The sequence below is a fragment of the Sphingopyxis sp. GW247-27LB genome (assembly GCF_002277025.1).
Taxonomy (GTDB): Bacteria; Pseudomonadota; Alphaproteobacteria; order Sphingomonadales; family Sphingomonadaceae; genus Sphingopyxis.
In genome coordinates, this window is the sequence record NZ_NIWD01000015.1 from 16552 (window position 1) to 35583 (window position 19032).

Consider the following 19032-nt stretch of genomic DNA (forward strand, 5'->3'; position numbering starts at 1 on the left):
GGCAACAAAAAAGGCCGCCGGATCGCTCCGGCGGCCTCTCCCGATCCGTCGCCCCCGTGAAGGCGGGGGCCGTCGTTGTTTTACGCATCGCCGTTGGCTGAACCTCCAGCGGCCCCCGCCTTCGCGGGGGCGACGCGTTGAATATCAGCCGACGATCTCTTCGGGCTTGAAGAAATAGGCGATCTCGATCGCCGCATTCTCGTCGCTGTCGCTGCCGTGGACGGTGTTCGCCTCGATGCTTTCGGCGAGTTCCTTGCGGATCGTGCCCGGCGCGGCGTCCTTGGGGTTGGTCGCGCCCATCACGTCGCGGTTGCGCTGCATCGCATTCTCGCCCTCGAGGACCTGGACAACGACCGGACCCGAAGTCATGAATTCGACGAGTTCGCCAAAGAAAGGGCGTTCCTTGTGGACCGCATAGAAGCCCTCGGCCTGTTCGCGGGTCATGTGGATACGCTTCGACGCGACGACGCGCAGGCCCGCGTCCTCCAGCATCTTGGTGACGGCGCCGGTGATGTTGCGACGCGTCGCGTCGGGCTTGATGATCGAAAAGGTGCGGGTGACCGCCATGGGAAAGCTCCTGCGTGGGTGTGTTTTATGATGCGCGCGCCTCTAGCGGCGCTTTCGCCGCGCCGCAAGCGGGGAGCGAAAGGCGGTCGGGATCGATCGATCAGCGGCCGTCGCCATAGGTGACGCTGCCGGTCACCATGTCGCCTTCCTGCGTCGCCATGACGTGGAGTTCGGGCGTTTCGCTGCCCGCCTTCTCCGCCGCGATCATCATCGTCTCGTCCGCATTGACCTCGGAGACCACTTTCATTCCCTGCGCTTCGACCTGTTTGCGGAAGTGGGCGATCACGTCCGCCGCCTTCCCCTTCACTTCGAAACTCGCCATGCCGCTGGTTCCGTCCTTGCCGGTCGAGGAGAATCCTCCGGTCATCTTCGCTCCCGGAAAGGCCGCGATGCCAGCCGGCAGCTTCGCATTGGCGGCGCCGCCGCCGAAGCTCACCTCGCCGTCGGCGGTCTTGATGCTGATGTTGCCCGACTCGCCGTCGTCGCTGCTCGTGACCTTGTAATCCGCGGTCTCGCCCGTGTCGGGATCGGTATAGGTGCCGCTCGCAACCTCCTTTTCCGACTTGGAGCCGCAACCCGCGACGAGCAGCGCTGCCGCCGCGGCGAAGGCGGTGAAGAAAGTGGATGATGGGCGGGTCGTCATGATCAAGCTCCTGTTTTCATGGGGGTTGCGGTCGTCTTGCGCGATACCCCGCTTCCTGTCGGTGACCCCCGTCACAAGAACCGGCGTTCACGGCCCCTCCGACCAGCGGCCGCGGTCGTCCTGCTTCCAGAAGTGGATTTCGGTCCCGTCGGCGGCGCCCAGCTTTCGCCAGGTCGCACGGGCGTCGTCGATGCGGCTGTTGTCGAAGAAAAGGAACACGCGGTCGAACGTCAGCGCCTCTTCGCGCCACACCCCGTCGGCAAGCGCGGCATGGCGCGCGCCATTGGCGGCGGGCAGCGCGGGCGTCCCCGCGATCAGGATCGGCTCGATCGCTTCGTCGGGCGTGCCCGCCGCGCCGTGCGGCAGGAAACTCGCCGGCTGCAGCGTCCACAGCGCCTCGTCGATCGCCTGGCGCTGCATCGCCGATTCGGCGACGACGAGCAGCCGGTCGCCGCCCGCCAGGATGCGCGTCGCGACGGCGGGCAGCACCCGTTCGACGGGATCGCGGGTCAGGCGGTAGAAGTCGACGCGCGCCATATTCTCCCGCCCTCGATGTCTCAGCCCTCGAAATGATCGGCGATGAAGCGATCGAGCAGACGCACGCCATAGCCGGTCGCGCCCTTGGCATAGGTCGGGCCGTCCTTGTCGTGCCACGCCATGCCCGCGATATCGAGATGCGCCCATTGAACGCCCTCGTCGACGAAGCGCTTCAGGAACTGCGCCGCGGTAATCGAGCCGCCCTCGCGCGGGCCGATATTCTTCATGTCGGCGATTCCGCTGTCGATCAGCTTGTCGTAAGCCGGCGACAGCGGGAAGCGCCACAGCTTGTTCGCGCTCGCCTCGCCCGCGCTCAGCAGCTTCGCCGCCAGATCCTCGTCGTTCGCGAACATCCCGGCATATTCGTGGCCGAGCGAGATCACCATCGCGCCGGTCAGCGTCGCGAGGTCGACGATGACCTTCGGCGAATAATTCTTCTGCGCCCAGGCGATGCAGTCGCAGAGGACCAGCCGGCCCTCGGCGTCGGTGTTGAGCACCTCGACCGTCTGGCCCGACATGGTCGACACGATATCGCCCGGCCGCATCGCGTTGCCGTCGGGCATATTCTCGACGAGGCCGACGACGCCGACGACATTCGCCTTCGCCTTGCGGCCCGCGAGCGCCTTGATCGCGCCCGCGACGGCGCCGGCGCCGCCCATGTCCCACTTCATCATGTCCATGCCCGGCCCGGGCTTCAGGCTGATGCCGCCAGTGTCGAAGGTGACGCCCTTGCCGATGAAGACGACCGGCGCTTCGCCGTCCTTGCCGCCGTTCCAGCGCATCGCGAGCAGCCGCGGCGGCCGCACCGAGCCCTGCGCGACCCCGAGCAGCGCCCCCATGCCGAGCGCCCTCATCTGGCGCTCGTCGAGGATTTCGAGCTCGACGCCGAGGTCGGCAAGATGCTGGCAGCGTTCGACGAAGGTTTCGGGATAGAGAAGGTTCGGCGGCTCGGCGACCAGCGTCTGGGTCAGCGCGACGCCCTCGGCGACCGCTTCCGACGCGGCCCAGCGCCCCGAAACATCGCCCGCCGCCGACGCGATGACCAGCGTCTTGAGGCTGGGTTTCGCCGTGTCGGCGAGACGCGTGCGATAGGTGTCGAGCCGCCAGTTGCGCAGCCGCGCGCCCATCGCAAAGGCCAGCACATCCTCTTCGTCGGCGTCGATCCCGGAAAAATCGGCTGTGACCCTGCTCGCGCCGCTCGTCTGCAGCCGTGCGGTCAGCGCCGCGCCGCCGCGTTCGAGATCATGGACGCTGCCCTCGCCGATGCCGACGAGCAGCAGCCGCTGCGCGCGGTCGCCGTCGACCGCCGCGGTCTCGGCAATCGCGCCCGCCGCCCCCTCGAAACGCGCCTGCGCCGCGGCGGCGGCGAGCAGCGCCGCATGCGGCCCGGCGAGCGCGCCGACCCCGCCCTTGCGAACCGGAATGGCGACCGTGTCGGCGGATGCGTCGATTTGCGCGACAAACTGAATGTCCATGCCTTAACTCTCTTATGCGATGATTGATTGCAACGTGCCGGCTCGATAGGGGTTTCGCTTGCGAGTTGCAAAAACAAAGCTGCCGGTTCAATCGGGACGGACGCGAAGAGGGACAACCAATTCTAATGACATGGGCTTTGTTCCGGCAGGCGACAGGCGCACGATATCTGTGGCTGACGACCGCGAGCGGACTGGCCCTGATCGCGAACCCCGCGCTCGCGCAGCAGGCCCCCGCGCTCGCGCAACAGGCCGATGAGTCGCCGCCGCAGGACGTCGCCGCCCCGCCCGTCGTTCCGACGCTTCCCCCCTCGCCTTCCGAGACCCCGGTGCCGCCGGGCGAGCCCGATCTTCAGACCCCGGACGTCTCGCCGGTCACCGTCGACGCCCCAGAGGTCAAGGCCGAGGATCAGATCGGCTTCGCGGCCGACAATCTGAATTACGACAGCGATGCCGAAATCGTTGTCGCCGAGGGCAATGTCGAAATGAACCGCGAGGCGATTTCGATGCGCGCCGACAAGGTGACGTGGAACCGCAAGACGGGCGAAGTCGTCGCCGAAGGCGATGTCGCGATCAAGAATCCCGAGGGCGATACCGCCTATGGCGACCGCATCGAGCTGACCGACACGCTGCGCGACGGGGTGGTCGAGAATCTGCTCGTCGTTCTCGACAACGGCTCAAGACTCGCGGCGATCCGCGGCACGCGTTTCGACAACGGCAATATCGAGCTGGAGAACGCCGCCTACACCCCCTGCCCGGTCGAGGACGAGAACGGCTGTCCCAAGAAGCCGAGCTGGCAGATCCGCGCCGTGCGCGTGATCTACGACCGCGCGAAGAACAAGGTGAAATACAAGGGTGCGCGGGTCGAGATCTTCGGCCTGCCGCTGATCCCGCTTCCCGGGCTCAGCCACCCGGCGAACAGCGAGGCGGGAAGCGGCATATTGGTGCCAAACGTCCGGCTCGACCGCACCAACGGCTTCGAGATCGCGCTGCCCTATTATCTCCGCCTCGCGCCGAACCGCGACCTGACACTGACCCCGCATCTCTACACCGACGCCGCGCCGATGCTCGAGGGCGAGTTCCGCGCGCTCACCGACTTCGGCTCGTTCCGCATCAACGGCTTCGCGACCTACAGCTCGGTGGTGCCGCTGGTGGGCACGCCGACGACCTCGACCAACGAGTTTCGCGGCTATCTGGAAAGCGCGGGCAAGTTCCAAATCGATCCGCGCTGGAGCGTCAGCTACTCGGGACGCATCGCGACCGACCGCACCTTCATGCGCCGCTACGACATCAGCCGCGACGACCGGCTGCGCTCGACCTTCGAGATCGAACGGATCGGTAGCCAGAGCTATTTGTCGATCGCCGGCTGGGCGACCCAGACGCTTCGCTTCAACGACGAACAGGGGCAACAGCCGATCGCGCTGCCGATCATCGATTTCCGCCAGCGGCTCGACGACCCCTGGCTCGGCGGCCAGTTCGAGCTGCAATTGAACACCCTCGCGATCGGCCGCACCGCGGGGCAGGACACGCAGCGCGCCTTCGCCGGCGCGCGCTGGGACCTGCGCCGGCTGACGCCGCTGGGCCAGGAGATCACTCTGACCGCGCTGGTTCGCGGCGACGTCTATCACAGCGACGGGAATCTGCTGACCGCCATCCCTGGCTATCGCGGCGAATCGGGCTGGCAGGCGCGCGGCATCGCCGCGGTGGCGGCCGACATGCGCTGGCCCTTCATCGGCGAATTTCTGGGCGGAACGCAGACGCTGACCCCGCGCGTCCAGTTCGTCGCAACCCCGCCGATCAACAATATCGAGATCCCGAACGAGGATTCGCGCGCCTTCGACCTCGAGGATGGCAACCTCTTCGCCATCAACCGCTTCAACGGCTACGACCGTTTCGAGGACGGCGCGCGCGTCACTTACGGCGTCGAATGGAACTATACCCGTCCGGGATTCGCGATCAATTCGGTGGTCGGGCAAAGCTATCGCCTGTCGAACAAGCCGACCCTGTTCCCCGACGGTACCGGCCTCACCGACCGCACCTCGGACATCGTCGGGCGCACCACCATCGCTTACAGGGATTTCCTGCGCCTGACCCACCGCTTCCGGCTCGACAAGGACGATCTCGCGGTGCGCCGCAACGAGTTCGACGCGACGATCGGGAGCCGCTCGACCTATGCCGTGCTCGGCTATTCGCGGCTCAACCGCGACATCGTCAGCCTCGCGGAGGATCTGCAGGACCGTGAGGAGGTGCGTGCCGGCGGCCGCATCGCGGTGGCGCGCAACTGGTCGGTCTTCGGCTCGGCGATCGTCGACCTCACGGGCAAGAGCGACGATCCGCTGAGCACCTCCGACGGGTTCGAGCCGATTCGCCACCGGCTCGGGGTCGCCTATGACGACGACTGCCTGTCGATCGCGCTCACCTGGCGCCGCGACTATATCGACACCGGCGATGCGCGGCGCGGCAACAGCTTCTCCTTCCGCATCGCCTTCCGCAACCTCGGCTTCTGATCCGCATGCCCCGGCTGGAGGAGCCTCCCGCTCAGCCTGCGTTCAGCGTCGCGCCACTATTCGCGGCGGCAAAGCGGTCCGGCAAAGGCGATTGCGCTGGACCATCGGGCGTTTCCGCTGATACGGAGCGTGCCACCAAATCTCGAATAGGGTGAAGATGACCAAAATTTCGACCATGATCGGCTTGCTGGCCGTGGCGGCCGCCGGGATCACCCCGGTCGTCGCGCAGACCGTCGCCGACGACGAAGTGCCGACCACCAGCCTCGACATTCCCGGCAATGTGAAGCTCTATGGCGACGCCAAAGCGAACGTCTATCGCCCGTCCGCGACCGTGAACGGAGAGATCATCACCTCGACCGATATCGAGCAGCGCATGGCGCTGATCCGCATCGCCAACGCCAATCTGACGCTGAGTGCAGAGGAAGAGCAGCGGCTGCGCCAGCAGGTGTTCAGCAATCTGATCGACGAGAAATTGCAGATCCAGGCCGCGAAGCAGGCCGAGATCACGATCGACGAGAATCTGATCAACCAACAGTTCGGGCAGCTCGCGGCGCGCTTCAAGCAGACGCCCGAGCAGTTCACCGACTATCTGAAGTCGAAGGGATCGTCGGCGGCCGCGGTCAAGCAGCAGATCCGCGGCGAATTCGCCTGGGATCGCCTGCTGTCGCGCAATATCCAGTCGACGACCAACGTATCGACCGAGGAGGTCGACGCGGTGCTCAAGCGGCTCGAGGCCGCCAAGGGCCAGGACGAATTCCACCTCGGCGAAATCTATCTGGAGGCAACCTCCGAAAATGCGGCGGAGGTCGCGGAAAACGCCCGCAAGATCATGCAGGCGTTGCAGTCCGGCGGGTCGTTCGCGGCCTACGCGCGTCAGTTCTCCGACGCGTCGACCGCGGTGGTCGGGGGCGACCTGGGCTGGGTGCGCGCGGGCCAGTTGCCGGATTCGATGGCCGAGGCCGCGGGGCAGATGCAGCCGGGCCAGCTCGTCGGGCCGATCGAGGTGCCCGGCGGCCTGTCGATCATGCTCATGGTCGACCGGCGCCAGGTGCTGACCGCCGATCCGCGCGACGCGGTGCTCAGCCTCAAGCAGATCTCGCTCGATTTCCCCGCGGGGACGACCGAAGCGCAAGCGACCCAGCTCGCCAGCAAATTCACCGAGGCGACGAACGCCATTTCGGGCTGCGGAACCGCCGACGCGGTGGCGCAGAGCCTCGGCGCGTCGGTCGTCTCGCGCGATAATCTGTCGATGCGGCAGCTTCCGCCGCAATTGCAGCAGACGTTGGTCGACCTACAGGTGGGCAAGACCACCCAGCCATTCGGCTCGGCCAACGAAGGCATCAGCGTCCTGGTTCTCTGCGGCCGCGACGTGCCGCAGGCGGCGGGCACGCCCAGCGCCGAACAGATCGAGCAGCGGCTGCTCGACGAAAAGGTCAACAAGCGCGCCCAGCGCTATCTGCGCGACCTGCGCCGGGATGCCGTGATCGAATATAGCTGATGGCCGATACTATCAGCCCGCGCCCGATCGCGGTCACCATGGGTGACCCCGCCGGCGTTGGGCCCGAAGTCGCGGCGCGCGCCTGGGCTGCGCGCCGCGAGCATCGCCTGCCCGTCTTCGTCGCGATCGGCGACATCGCCGCGATCGAGGCCGTCTGGAACGGTCCCGTCGCGCGCGTCAGGGACATCGACGAGGCCGCGCGCGTCTTCGACGACGCGCTGCCGGTCTGGCACCTCGAGGACAGCGGGCCGCTGACCCCGGGTCAGCCGACGCCCGCGGGGGCGACCTGCGCGCTGCACGCGCTCGAAACCGGGATCGGGCTGACGCGCAACCAGGCGAGCGCCGCGCTCGTCACCGGCCCGGTATCGAAGCACGCGCTCCACGGCATCGGCTATACCCACCCCGGCCAGACCGAATTCATCGCCGAACGCTGCGGCGTCACCGCGACCAATGCGGTGATGATGCTTGCGGGCCCCGCGCTCCGCGTCGTGCCGCTGACCGTGCATATCCCGCTCGCGCAGGTGCCCGAGCGGCTGACGAGCGAGTTGATCGTCGCCAAGGCGCGGATCGTCGCCCGCGGGCTGCAGCGCGATTTCGGGATCGAACGGCCGCGCATCGGCGTCGCGGGGCTCAACCCCCATGCCGGCGAAAGCGGACAGCTCGGCGACGAGGAGCTGCGGATCATCGCGCCCGCGGTCGCGCAGCTTGCCGACGACGGTCTGATTGTCGACGGCCCGCTCGCCGCCGACGCGCTGTTCGCCCCGGCGATCCGCACGCAATATGACGCGCTGCTTTGCGCCTATCACGACCAGGCGCTCGCGCCGTTCAAGGCGCTGCATTTCCACGACGGCGTCAATCTGACCCTCGGCCTGCCGATCGTGCGAACCTCGCCCGATCACGGCACGGCGTTCAACATCGCGGGTGCCGGCAAGGCGGACCCCGGTCCGACGATCGCGGCGGTCGCGATGGCGGCACGGATGGCCGAGGCGCGCGAACGCAGCTGCGCGCCCGCCAAGTGACGGCCCACGAACCGACGCGCCCGCTGCCGCCGCTGCGCGAAACGGTGCGCGCGCACGGCCTGTCGGCGAGCAAGGCGCTGGGGCAGAACTTCCTGTTCGACGAACAGTTGCTCGACCGGATCGCGGCGCTTCCCGGCGATCTGGACGACGCGACGGTGTTCGAGGTCGGCCCCGGCCCCGGCGGCCTGACGCGCGCGCTGCTCCGCGCGGGCGCGCGGGTGATCGCGGTCGAGCGCGATGATCGCTGCCTGCCGCTGCTCGGCGAACTCGGCGAGGCATTCGGCGGGCGGCTGACGGTGATCGCCGACGACGCGATGGCGATCGACGCCGACGCGCTGGCGGGTGGCCCTTATCATATCGTCGCCAACCTGCCCTATAATGTCGGCACCGCGCTCTTCACCCGCTGGCTCGAACCCGCGGCGTGGCCGCCTGAATGGCGCTCACTAACCCTGATGTTCCAGCAGGAGGTCGCCGAGCGCATCGTCGCCGCGGTCGGCACGCCCGCCTATGGCCGCCTCAGCGTCCTCGCCCAGTGGCGCTCCACCGCCCGCATCGCGATGAAGGTCCACCGCTCGGCCTTCACCCCGCCGCCCAAGGTCATGTCAGCGATCGTCCATGTCGTCCCCGCCGAGCAGCCCGCCGGCGTCGACCCCGCGCTCCTCTCGCGCCTCACCGAAAAAGGCTTCGGCCAGCGCCGCAAGATGCTCCGCCAGAGCCTCAAGGGCATCGCGGGTGCGGTCGAGGCGCTCGAAGCGATCGGAATAGACCCGACCCGCCGCGCCGAGACGGTAAGCGTCGCGGAATGGGTGGCGCTGGCGCGAGTGCTGGGCGAAGCTGGGACCGACTGATCGGGTCAATGTCGGCTTTGGGGTGGGAAAGCGGACATTCCGGCGCTTCTACTTCTCCTTTTCCGCCGTCGTTCTTGCAGCTTGCATGACGGCGAGAAGCGTTTGCGCTTCTGCCCGCTTGGCCTCCGGAACTGACCTAACAGCGACCTCCTGATACTGAATTGCCTCATTCAGGACTGTGACGTCGCCTCGTGGATGCGCTGACATCCAGCTGGTAAACAGCCATGTAGCCAAGAGGGGTGCGGCATCGACACGTCCGCCTCGGTAGGCTGCTTTCCAAAGCTCCGCCGCTTTACTTTGGTCGCGCGCAACGCCGTCGCCATTCCAGTAAATCTGACCAAGTACGAAGGTAGCATTGGGCTGACCCTGAGCCGCTGCTAGCTCGTACCAGTGGCGTGCCTGCGCCACATCATGTGGGACGCCGATACCTTGAAGGTACAGATTCCCTAAATCAGTTTGCGCGTCCGGCTCGCCTCGCTCCGCAGCTTGGCGGCAGAGCGCCGCCCCCTTTGCTTCGTCTTTCGGAACGCCTCGGCCCGCAACGTAGAGATTGCCGAGAGCGCACATCGACTTGGGATAACCCCGGTCGGCCGCCTGCCCATAGAGTGCAGCAGCGCGCGCGAGATCGGGCGTCCCGTTTACTCCCTTTTCGGCACACAGGGCCGAATTGTGCAGTGAGTCCGGACGGGAAGCTGCTGCTTTGGCAAACCACCCACATGCCGCGAGTTCATCGCGTAGTGCCGGGGGGCCGCTGGGTCCCATTAACTCCCCCAGCATTTCCTGGGCATCTGATCGCCCCTTGGCTGCCAATGCCTCAAGCTCTGAGCGGCCGCCCAAATCACCCTTTATCCAACGACGCGCGGACGCAATCACGTCATTTCCAACGGGTGCAGACTTGTTAGGGTCCTCCGACGCCGAAGATGCCGGATCAGCAAATCCCATGGCATTGCCAGGGGCGGAAGCGCAAATGACTGTCGCTGCGGTCAAGAGGCAGGCTACACGATACATCATTTCGCTATTGTACCCGCCCGAACAACCTCTGCAATCGGTCGGTAGCGGCGCCCCTCAGTTCTGTCCGCTCGTCACCGTCGTCACCACCGGCTTCGGCGCGATCGCCTCGGCAGCGACGACGCGTTTCGAGGCGCTCGTCACAATCGCCTTTTCGAGCGCTGCGACCTGCGGGCACTTATCCGAGCAGGCGCGCTGCGCCGCCGCCAGCTTCTCGCGCGCCAGTTCGATCGCGCCCTTGTCGGCGAGCGCTTCGCCCTGCCCCGTCAGCGCGGTCACGTCATTGGGTTCGAGCAGCAGCGCCTCGCGATAAAGGCCGATCGCCTTGCCCGGCAGCCCCTGCGCGCGCGCGACCTGCGCCATCGCGATGATCGCCGAACGGTTGCGCGGATCGGCGGCGAGCGCCGATTCATAATAGTCGACCGCGCCATTCAGATCGCCCTTGCTCTGCGCATCCTCGCCCTGCTTCTGGAGCAGGGTCGAGCGCGGGAGGATGTCGTTGTCGGCGCGCTGCGCGTCGGAGGCCGTAGGCAGGCTGGCGAGGACAAGACCGGCACCGAGGGCCAGGAAACTGACGCGCATCGCATTCTCCCATTTCGTCATGCCCGGCGAGCCTAACATGGCGCCGCCAGCCGCGCGAGGAAAAAGCCGTCGCAGCCGTCATGCCCCGGAGTCAGCAGGAAACCCGCACCCGCGGGCCGTCCGACGCCGTCCGGAAGCGGACCCGCGTCGGCCGTCCAGCCCGGATGCCGGTCCAGGAAATCCTCCATCTGCTCCCGCCCCTCGCGCGCGATGATCGAGCAGACGGCATAGAGAAGTTTTCCGCCCGGCGCCACCAGCTCGGCACCGAGGTCGATCAATTTCGCCTGATCCGCAAGATGCCGGTCGAGCCGCGACGGCGTCAGCCGCCAGCGCAGTTCGGGGCTGCGCCGCCAGGTGCCGCTGCCCGAACAGGGCGCATCGACAAAGACCCGGTCGGCCTTGCCTCGCCAGTCGGCGAGCATCGCCGCTTCCTTGCCGGGATCGAGCAGGCGCGTCTCGATGCGCGTCGCCCCCGCCCGCTCGGCACGCGGCGGCAGTTGCCGGAGCCGCGCGCGATTGGTGTCGCAGGCGAGGATATCGGCAGCATTTCCGGTCGCCGAGGCGATGGCGAGCGTCTTGCCGCCGCCGCCCGCGCACAGATCGACGACACGCATGCCGGACGCGGCGTCAAGCGCCGCCGAGGCGTATTGGCTCGCGGCATCCTGCACTTCGAAGCGACCCTCGGCGTGGGCGGGATGCTGCGCCGCGGCGGTTTCGGGCGGCAGTCGCCAGCCGTCGGGGGCATTCGCGATCGGCTCGCCGCCCGGAAAGAGCGCGGAAAGCTCGTCGCGGCTCGCTTTGATCCGGTTGGCGCGCAGGTCGAGCGGCGCGCGGGAGAGCATCGCCGCCGCTTCGTCGTCCGCGCCGACCAGCGGATCGAAGAGATCGACGAGCGTCGGCGCCGCGAGGCCGGTTTCGGCGCGCGGCTCGTCCGGCGCGATCGGCGCGGGACCATAGGGCGAGCCGTCGAACAGCGCGGCAAGCTCTGGGTCGGTATCGGCGAGCGCCAGCATCGCCGCGCGCCCCGACGGCGGCGCCGAGCGCGCCGCGCGGATCGCGTCATAGACATGCGCGCGGATCGCGCGGCGATCCTTCGACCCCGCGTAGCGCCGCTGCCGCATCGCCTCGGCGAAGAGCGCGTCGGCGGGCGCCCCGCCCTCGCGCGCCGCGGCGGCGATGGCGTCGAGGATCTCGATCGCGGCCTGGACGCGCGCGGCGGGGGTCATGGCTGGCGCTCCAGACGGATCAAGAGCTTTCAGCCCACCGGATAATTCGGCGCCTCGCGGGTGATCGCGACGTCGTGGACATGGCTTTCGCGCAGGCCCGCATTGGTGATGCGGACGAATTTCGCGCGCTCACGCAGGTCCTGGAGGGTGCGGCTGCCGGTATAGCCCATCGCCGCCTTCACACCGCCGACGAGCTGATGGATCACGTCCTTCGCGGGGCCCTTGAAGGGCACCTGGCCCTCGATGCCCTCGGGAACCAGCTTCATCTGGTCCTTGATATCCTGCTGGAAATAACGGTCGGCCGAACCGCGCGCCATCGCGCCGACGCTGCCCATGCCGCGATAGCTCTTATAGGTGCGCCCCTGGTAGAGGAAGGTCTCGCCGGGCGCCTCGCTCGTCCCTGCGAGCAATGAGCCGACCATCACGCACGACGCGCCCGCCGCGAGCGCCTTCGCGAGATCGCCCGAGGTGCGCAGACCCCCGTCGGCGATCACCGGGATATTCTGCTTCGCGGCCGCCTCGACGCTGTCGAGGATCGCGGTGAGTTGCGGCACGCCGACGCCCGCGACGACGCGGGTGGTGCAGATCGAGCCGGGACCGATGCCGACCTTGACCCCGTCGGCGCCCGCGTCGATCAGCGCCTTGGTCGCGTCGCCGGTCGCGACATTGCCCGCTAGTATCTGGACGCGGTTCGACAGCTTCTTGATCTTCTCGACCGTCTGCCCGACCATCTTGCTGTGGCCGTGCGCGGTGTCGACCACGATCAGGTCGCATTCGGCGTCGAGCAGCGCCTCGGCGCGTTCGACGCCGCTGTCGCCCGTATTGGTCGCCGCTGCGACGCGCAGCCGGCCGCTGCCATCCTTGGTCGCGTCAGGGAAATTCACCGCCTTTTCCATATCCTTGACGGTGATCAGCCCGATGCAGCGATAGTCGCCGTCGACGACGAGCAGCTTTTCGATGCGCCGCTGGTGGAGCAGCTTGCGCGCCTCGTCCTGCCCGACGCCGGGACGGACGGTCGCGAGATTGTCGGCGGTCATCAGCTCGCGCACCGGCTGCTTCGGATTTTCGGCGAAGCGGACGTCGCGGTGGGTCAGGATACCGACGAGCTTGCCGCCCGCCTCGACCACCGGAATGCCCGAGATATTGTGCTGCGCCATCAGCGCGGTCGCATCGGACAGCGGCGCATCGGGGCCGATGGTGATGGGATTGACGATCATCCCGCTTTCGAAGCGCTTGACCTGCCGCACCGCCGCCGCCTGCTCCTCGATCGTCAGATTGCGATGGAGCACGCCGATACCGCCGATCTGCGCCATCAGGATCGCCATGTCGGCCTCGGTCACCGTATCCATCGCCGACGACAGGATCGGGATGTTGAGGCCGATCTCGCTCGTCAGCCGCGTCGAAAGATTGGCGTCGGACGGAAGAATGTCCGACGGGCCGGGCACCAGCAGCACGTCGTCGAAGGTCAGGCCGGTGATGATTTCCATGGGTGCCACTTTCTGGTGCGGGCGGCGCCTGCTCCGCATCACGGGAGCGGCGCGCGCGATTCGTTCGGTGGCGGCCCATGTAACCAGTCGAGCCCGAACGCGCCAGTAGGCGATGAACGAATATTTGGGAGCGCACGACAGCGTCGCCGCAAAGCCCCGACCCGCGCCAATGTAACCGGTTGCATTGCGCGAGCCGTCCCGTTAGACCCACTTTCCTATAGCATGGGATCGGGAGGAGGACAGCAGGATGCACGCGCCCAGCCAGCCGGCGACCGCCATCGGCGGCCGCCCTTCTTCCCTGCTGTCGCGACCGTGACGCGCGGGCGCTGAGCGATGGCAGGCCTGTCGATCGATGGCGCGCGCAAGAGCTTCGGCGATACCGAGGTACTGAAAGGCGTGTCGATCGACGTCGCCGAGGGCGAGTTCGCGGTGATCGTCGGCCCCTCGGGCTGCGGCAAATCGACCCTGCTGCGCGCCGTCGCGGGGCTCGAAGCGCTCGGCGCGGGCCGCATCGTCATCGGCTCGCGCGACGTCACCGATCTCCAGCCGTCGGACCGCGGGATCGCTATGGTATTCCAATCCTACGCGCTCTATCCCCACCTGACGGTCTACGAGAATATGGCCTTCGGGCTCCGCATCGCGAAGACCGGCAAGGCGGAGATCGCCGAAGCGGTGCGCCGCGCCGCCGAAATCCTGAACATAGAGGCGCTGCTCGACCGCAAGCCCGCCGCTCTCTCCGGCGGCCAGCGCCAGCGCGTCGCGATCGGCCGCGCGATCGTGCGCCAGCCGCAGATATTCCTTTTCGACGAGCCGCTGTCGAACCTCGACGCCGACCTTCGCGTCCGCATGCGCTACGAATTCGCGAGCCTGCACCGCACCCTCGGCACCACGACGCTCTACGTCACCCACGACCAGGTCGAGGCGATGACGCTCGCCGACCGCATCATCGTGCTGCGCGACGGGCAGGTCGAGCAGATCGGCAGCCCGCGCGACCTCTACGAGCGGCCGGCGACCCTCTTCGTCGCGCAATTTCTGGGCACCCCGCGCATGAACATTCTGTCCGCGACGGCGACCGTGAACGGACGCGCGACGCTCGCGAACGGGCGCGAGATCGCCCTGCCTCCGCTCGCCGGGGCGCTTGAACCGGGAACGCCGGTGTCGATCGGCATCCGTCCCGAGGACATCGCGATCGGCGCGGCATCGGGCGCGCTGCCCTTCACCATCGCCTTCATCGAGCGGCTCGGCGGGCTCGCGACCGTGCATCTGCAGGGCGCCGGCGGCGGCGAGCCGATCGCGTGCCAGCTTCGCGACGACGGCAGCCTGCGCGAAGGCGATACGGTGCCGGCCTTTCTGCCCGCCGACCGTCTGCATCTGTTCGACGCCGATGGCCGCGCGCTCGCACGGAGGCCCGCCGAATGAGGGGAGAAGACCGATGGCAACGCTGAGGGACGTGGCCCGCGAGGCGGGCGTTTCGGTCGCGACGGCATCGCGCGCGATCAACGGGCTCGGCAACGTCACCGCGCCGACGCGCGCCGCGGTGATGGCGGCGGTCAAGAAGCTCAATTTCGTGCCGCACAGCGGCGCGCGCAGCCTGACCCGGCGCAAGACCGACACCGTCGGGGTCATCCTGCCCGACCTGTTCGGCGAATTCTTTTCGGAGATCATTCGCGGCATCGACCTCGTCGCGCACGAGGCCGGGATGCACCTGCTGCTTGGCAACATGCACGGCAGCGCGCACGAAACCGCGGCGGCGGTCGCGTCGATGCGCGGCCGCGTCGACGGACTGCTCGTCATGCCCCCCGAATTGAAGCCCGAGACGCTGGCCGAAAATCTCGACCCCGTCCTTCCGACGGTGCTGCTCAACTATGACGCGGCGATGCTCGACCTTCCCTATGTCGCGGTCGACAATTACCGCGGCGCCTGGGCGATGACCGAGGCGCTGCTGGCGAGCGGGGCGCAGCACATCGTCCATATCGCGGGACCGAAGCACAACCGCGACGCGCGCGACCGCCAGCGCGGCTTCGCCGACGCAATGGCGAAGATCGCGGGGCAGCGCAGCCCGGTAATCCTGCCCGGCGATTTCTCGGAGGAGGCGGGCGCCCAGGCGGCGCGGCTGCTGGTCGAGGGACAGCTACCCGTCGACGCGGTGTTCGCGGCGAACGACCTGATGGCGGTCGGTTGCATCATGGGACTCGGCGAGGCGGGACTGTCGGTGCCGCGCGACCTGATGGTCGCGGGGTTCGACGACATCCCGCTCGCCCGCCACGTCACGCCGGGACTGACGACGATGCAGGTGAAGATCGACCGGCTCGGCTCCACGGCCATGATGATGCTGCTCCGCCTGCTGCGCGGGGAAACGTTGGGCGCCGCGAGCGCGATGATCCTGACCCCGACCCTGATCGCGCGCGGGACAACCGCGACGCCGGTCGCCGCGGAGGAGGCGCGGGCATGATGGGCTGGCGGTTTCTGGAACTCCGGCTGAAGCGACAAGCCACAAAAAGAAACCGCATCCCCGAGCGAAGACGAGGGGCTTTGCCGAGCGAAGTCGAGGCTGCGACGCCAAAGGTTCTCGCTCCGCTCGAACGGGCCCCTCGGCTTCGCTCGGGGATGCGGCTTGATAATGGCTTCCCGCACCACGTGCACGTAACATGGACCTGACGCGCCGCCGCGTGACGGGTGCGCTCGCGGCGCTGCCCCTGCTTCCCGCGCTCGGCGCCTGCGCCCCGCGCGGCGATGCCGGGCTGACGGTCTGGGCGATGGGCAATGAAGCCGCCAGCCTGCCCGACGTGCTGAAAGACATGAAGCGCCCCGCGGGAGCGCCGCGCGTCACCATCCAGCCGCTGCCGTGGACCGCGGCGCATGAAAAATTGCTCACCGGCTTCGCAGGCGGATCGCTCCCCGTCATCGGCCAGGTCGGCAACAGCTGGATCGCCGAGATGGCCGCGATCGGCGCCATCGCCCCGGTGCCCGCGGCGGTTCACGGCCTGCTCGACGACCAGTTCGCCGCCGTGGTCGATACCAACCGCATCGCGGGCCAGGTCTGGGGCATTCCCTGGTATGTCGACACGCGGCTTCAATATTATCGCCGCGACCTGTTCGCACGCGCGGGCTATGCCGCGCCGCCCAGCGACTGGGCCGAATGGAAACGCGCGCTGCGCAAGGTCAAGGCGACCGCGGGTAACGGCAATTATGCCGCGCTGCTGCCGGTCAACGAATATGAGCAACTGACCACCCTCGCGCTGTCGGCGGGTGCCCGGTTGCTGCGCGACGATGGCGGACGCGGAGCCTTTTCGGACCCCGAGTTCAAGGCTGCGCTCGCCTTCTACAAATCGCTGTTCGACGAGGGGCTGGCGCCCATCGTGTCGTCGGCGCAGATCTCGAACGTCTGGAACGAGTTCGCGCGCGGCTATTTCAGCCTCTTCCTCTCGGGCCCCTGGACGATCGGCGATCTCGGGACGCGCCTCGCGCCCGCGATGCAGGACAAATGGGGCACCGCGCCCAACCCCGGCCCCGCGGGCATCGGCTCGGCGGCGCCCGGCGGATCGAGCCTCGTCGTCTTCGCCGATCATCGCGGCAATCGCGCGGCATGGGACCTGATCGCACGGCTGCTGACGCCGGACGCGCAACTCCACTTTAACGCGCTGACCGGCGACCTTCCCGCGCGCCGCTCGGTGTGGGCGCGCGCCGGCCTCGCCACCGATCCGGTCGTCGCGCCCTTCGCCACCCAGCTCGACCATGCGACCGCGCTCCCCAAGGTGCCCGAATGGGAACGCATCGTCACCGAGATGCAGATCGTCGCCGAACGCATGGTGCGCGGCCAGTACGGCGTCGACGAAGCGGCGCGCGAAATCGACGTGCGCGCCGACCGGCTGCTCGAGAAGCGCCGCTGGATGCTCGACAAGGGACGCGCGCTATGACGGGGTTGCGGCGCACGGAGGAAGCGCGCGCCGGCTGGGCGATGACCGGTCCCGCGCTCGCGGCGATCCTCGTCTTCTTCGTCCTGCCCGCAGCCGCCTCGCTGTTCCTCAGCTTCACCGATTTCGACATCTACGCGCTCGCCGATATCGGCAATCTGCGCTTCGTGGGGCTGCAGAATTATCAGCGCCTCGTCGAAAATCCGCTGTTCTGGAAGGCGATGACGAACACCTTGCTGTTCGTCGCCATCGGCACGCCCTTCGTCGTCCTGCTGTCGCTGTTCGCCGCGATGCTCGTCAACTCGCGCTGGCTCCGCTGGCGGCCGGTGTGGCGCGTCGCGCTGTTCGCGCCCTATGTGACGACGCTGGTCGCGACCGCGGTGGTGTGGCGCTATCTGCTTCACACGCGCTACGGGCTCGTCAACTATCTCCTCTCGCTCTTCGGCATCGCGCCGATCGACTGGCTGGGCAGCCCGACCGCCTCGCTTCCCGCGATCCTGCTGTTCGTCGGGTGGAAGACCTTCGGTTATAACATGATCATCTTCCTCGCCGCCTTGCAGACGGTGCCGCGCGAGCTCGACGAGGCGGCACGGATCGACGGTGCGGGCTGGCTCGCGCGGCTGCGCCACGTTACCCTGCCCGCGATCGCGCCGACCGTGCTGCTCGTCTCGGTGCTCACCGTCGCGGCGATGTTCCAGCTCTTCGCCGAACCCTATGTGATGACGCAGGGCGGCCCCGCCCAGTCGACCGTCACCATCCTCTATTTCATGTATGAGGAGGGGTTCAAATGGTGGAATCTGGGGTCGGGCGCAGCGGTCGCCTTTCTCCTCTTCCTCTGCATATTGGCGGTGACGCTGGTGCAGTTGCGCCTTGCGAAACGCGGAGGCGCGATATGATGCTGCGCCGCTGGATCATTACCCTGCTCGCGGCACTCGTCGCTCTCGTCACCATCGCCCCGCTGCTGTGGATGCTCTCGGTCAGCTTCATGGCGCCGGGCGAAGCGTCGGGCTTTCCGCCGCCGCTATTCCCGGCGAACCCCGGTCTCGACAACTATCGCACCCTGTTCGGCAGCTTCGGCATCGGGCGCTTCCTCGCCAACAGCCTGCTCGTCTCGACCCTCGCCACCGGCCTCGCGCTGCTCTTCACGGTCCCCGCGGGCTATGCCTTCGCCAAGCTGCGCTTCCGGGGGCGCGACGCGACCTTCCGCCTGCTCGTCGCCGCGCTCGTCGTACCGGGGCAGATCGGGATGCTGCCGCTGTTCCTCGAACTCAAGGCGATGGGGCTGGTCAACAGCTATGCCGGCGCGCTGGTGCCGTGGCTCGCGGGCATCTTCGGCATCTTCCTCGTCCGCCAATATTGCCTGTCGATCCCCGACGAAATGCTTGAGGCGGCGCGGATCGATGGCGCGAGCGAGGGGCAGATCCTCCGGCGCATCGTGCTGCCGATCCTGACCCCGATCGTCGTCACCCTCGCGCTGTTCGTTTTCCTGTCGAGCTGGAACGATTTCATGTGGCCGCTGATCATCCTCGCCGACCAGGACCTCTACACGCTGCCCGTCGCGCTCGCCGCGATGAGCCGCCAGCATGTGCAGGACAATGAGTTGATGATGGCGGGCGCCGTCGTCACCACCCTGCCCGTGCTCATCCTCTTCCTCTCGCTGCAGCGCTTCTATCTGAGCGGGCTGCTCGCGGGGAGCGTCAAGGGATGATCCGCCACCCCCTCCT

17 protein-coding genes are annotated in these 19032 nt (G+C 67.7%); 9 read left to right on the forward strand and 8 right to left on the reverse strand.

Going from position 1 to position 19032, the window contains the following annotated elements:
* Positions 1-144 precede the first annotated feature (144 nt).
* From ndk to CD928_RS19345, 4 genes are all read right to left on the reverse strand, one after another.
* Positions 145-567: a nucleoside-diphosphate kinase gene (gene ndk / locus CD928_RS19330; protein ID WP_095388737.1), complete on the reverse strand. Its 423-nt coding sequence runs from the start codon at positions 565-567 to the stop codon at positions 145-147.
* Positions 568-667: 100 nt separating this feature from the next.
* A complete protein-coding gene (locus tag CD928_RS19335; protein ID WP_095388738.1) occupies positions 668-1210 on the reverse strand; it encodes a VCBS domain-containing protein in 543 nt (180 codons plus the stop codon).
* An 87-nt stretch (positions 1211-1297) separates the two neighbouring features.
* Positions 1298-1747, reverse strand: coding sequence for a DNA polymerase III subunit chi (locus CD928_RS19340; protein WP_095388739.1), 450 nt, complete (start codon positions 1745-1747; stop codon positions 1298-1300).
* A gap of 20 nt (positions 1748-1767) precedes the next feature.
* Complete coding sequence (locus tag CD928_RS19345) at positions 1768-3222, reverse strand: leucyl aminopeptidase (RefSeq protein ID WP_095388740.1); 1455 nt, start codon at positions 3220-3222, stop codon at positions 1768-1770.
* 125 nt (positions 3223-3347) lie between these two features.
* Here CD928_RS19345 and CD928_RS19350 point away from each other — a divergent pair, with 125 nt between their 5' ends.
* The 4 genes from CD928_RS19350 (at position 3348) to rsmA (ending at position 9091) form a co-directional block, all read left to right on the forward strand.
* Positions 3348-5726 (forward strand): LPS-assembly protein LptD, encoded by a 2379-nt coding sequence (locus tag CD928_RS19350; protein WP_255247257.1) that lies wholly within the window; start codon positions 3348-3350, stop codon positions 5724-5726.
* Between the two features lie 157 nt (positions 5727-5883).
* Positions 5884-7224, forward strand: coding sequence for a peptidylprolyl isomerase (locus CD928_RS19355; RefSeq protein ID WP_095388741.1), 1341 nt, complete (start codon positions 5884-5886; stop codon positions 7222-7224).
* Positions 7224-8243 carry a 4-hydroxythreonine-4-phosphate dehydrogenase PdxA gene (gene pdxA, locus CD928_RS19360; protein ID WP_095388742.1) on the forward strand — a complete coding sequence of 340 codons (1020 nt, stop codon included), beginning with the start codon at positions 7224-7226 and terminating at the stop codon, positions 8241-8243. The genes CD928_RS19355 and pdxA overlap by 1 nt, the downstream gene beginning before the upstream one ends.
* Positions 8240-9091: a 16S rRNA (adenine(1518)-N(6)/adenine(1519)-N(6))-dimethyltransferase RsmA gene (gene rsmA, locus CD928_RS19365; RefSeq protein ID WP_255247258.1), complete on the forward strand. Its 852-nt coding sequence runs from the start codon at positions 8240-8242 to the stop codon at positions 9089-9091. Before pdxA ends, rsmA begins: the two co-directional genes overlap by 4 nt.
* Positions 9092-9139: 48 nt before the next feature.
* Here the strand turns inward: rsmA and CD928_RS19370 are convergent, their stop codons facing one another.
* The 4 genes from CD928_RS19370 to guaB all read right to left on the reverse strand — a co-directional run bounded on the left by CD928_RS19370 (position 9140) and on the right by guaB (position 13394).
* Positions 9140-10033: a tetratricopeptide repeat protein gene (locus CD928_RS19370; RefSeq protein WP_176473642.1), complete on the reverse strand. Its 894-nt coding sequence runs from the start codon at positions 10031-10033 to the stop codon at positions 9140-9142.
* A gap of 123 nt (positions 10034-10156) precedes the next feature.
* The gene (locus CD928_RS19375; RefSeq protein WP_255247259.1) at positions 10157-10702 is read right to left on the reverse strand and encodes a tetratricopeptide repeat protein; all 546 of its coding nucleotides are present in this window, start codon (positions 10700-10702) and stop codon (positions 10157-10159) included.
* Between the two features lie 11 nt (positions 10703-10713).
* A complete protein-coding gene (locus tag CD928_RS19380; RefSeq protein ID WP_095388745.1) occupies positions 10714-11907 on the reverse strand; it encodes an RsmB/NOP family class I SAM-dependent RNA methyltransferase in 1194 nt (397 codons plus the stop codon).
* Between the two features lie 29 nt (positions 11908-11936).
* Positions 11937-13394: an IMP dehydrogenase gene (gene guaB / locus CD928_RS19385; RefSeq protein ID WP_095388746.1), complete on the reverse strand. Its 1458-nt coding sequence runs from the start codon at positions 13392-13394 to the stop codon at positions 11937-11939.
* A 333-nt stretch (positions 13395-13727) separates the two neighbouring features.
* Between guaB and CD928_RS19390 the strand changes: the two genes are divergently transcribed.
* The 5 genes from CD928_RS19390 to CD928_RS19410 all read left to right on the forward strand — a co-directional run bounded on the left by CD928_RS19390 (position 13728) and on the right by CD928_RS19410 (position 19016).
* The gene (locus CD928_RS19390; protein ID WP_095388747.1) at positions 13728-14813 is read left to right on the forward strand and encodes an ABC transporter ATP-binding protein; all 1086 of its coding nucleotides are present in this window, start codon (positions 13728-13730) and stop codon (positions 14811-14813) included.
* A 13-nt stretch (positions 14814-14826) separates the two neighbouring features.
* Entirely contained in the window at positions 14827-15846 is a 1020-nt protein-coding gene (locus tag CD928_RS19395) for a LacI family DNA-binding transcriptional regulator (protein ID WP_095388748.1), read from the forward strand.
* 196 nt (positions 15847-16042) lie between these two features.
* Positions 16043-17311, forward strand: a complete 1269-nt coding sequence (locus CD928_RS19400) for an extracellular solute-binding protein (RefSeq protein ID WP_095388749.1) — start codon at positions 16043-16045, stop codon at positions 17309-17311.
* The gene (locus CD928_RS19405) at positions 17308-18204 is read left to right on the forward strand and encodes a carbohydrate ABC transporter permease (protein WP_095388750.1); all 897 of its coding nucleotides are present in this window, start codon (positions 17308-17310) and stop codon (positions 18202-18204) included. Before CD928_RS19400 ends, CD928_RS19405 begins: the two co-directional genes overlap by 4 nt.
* Positions 18201-19016 (forward strand): carbohydrate ABC transporter permease, encoded by an 816-nt coding sequence (locus CD928_RS19410; RefSeq protein ID WP_095388751.1) that lies wholly within the window; start codon positions 18201-18203, stop codon positions 19014-19016. Before CD928_RS19405 ends, CD928_RS19410 begins: the two co-directional genes overlap by 4 nt.
* Positions 19017-19032: the final 16 nt, after the last annotated feature.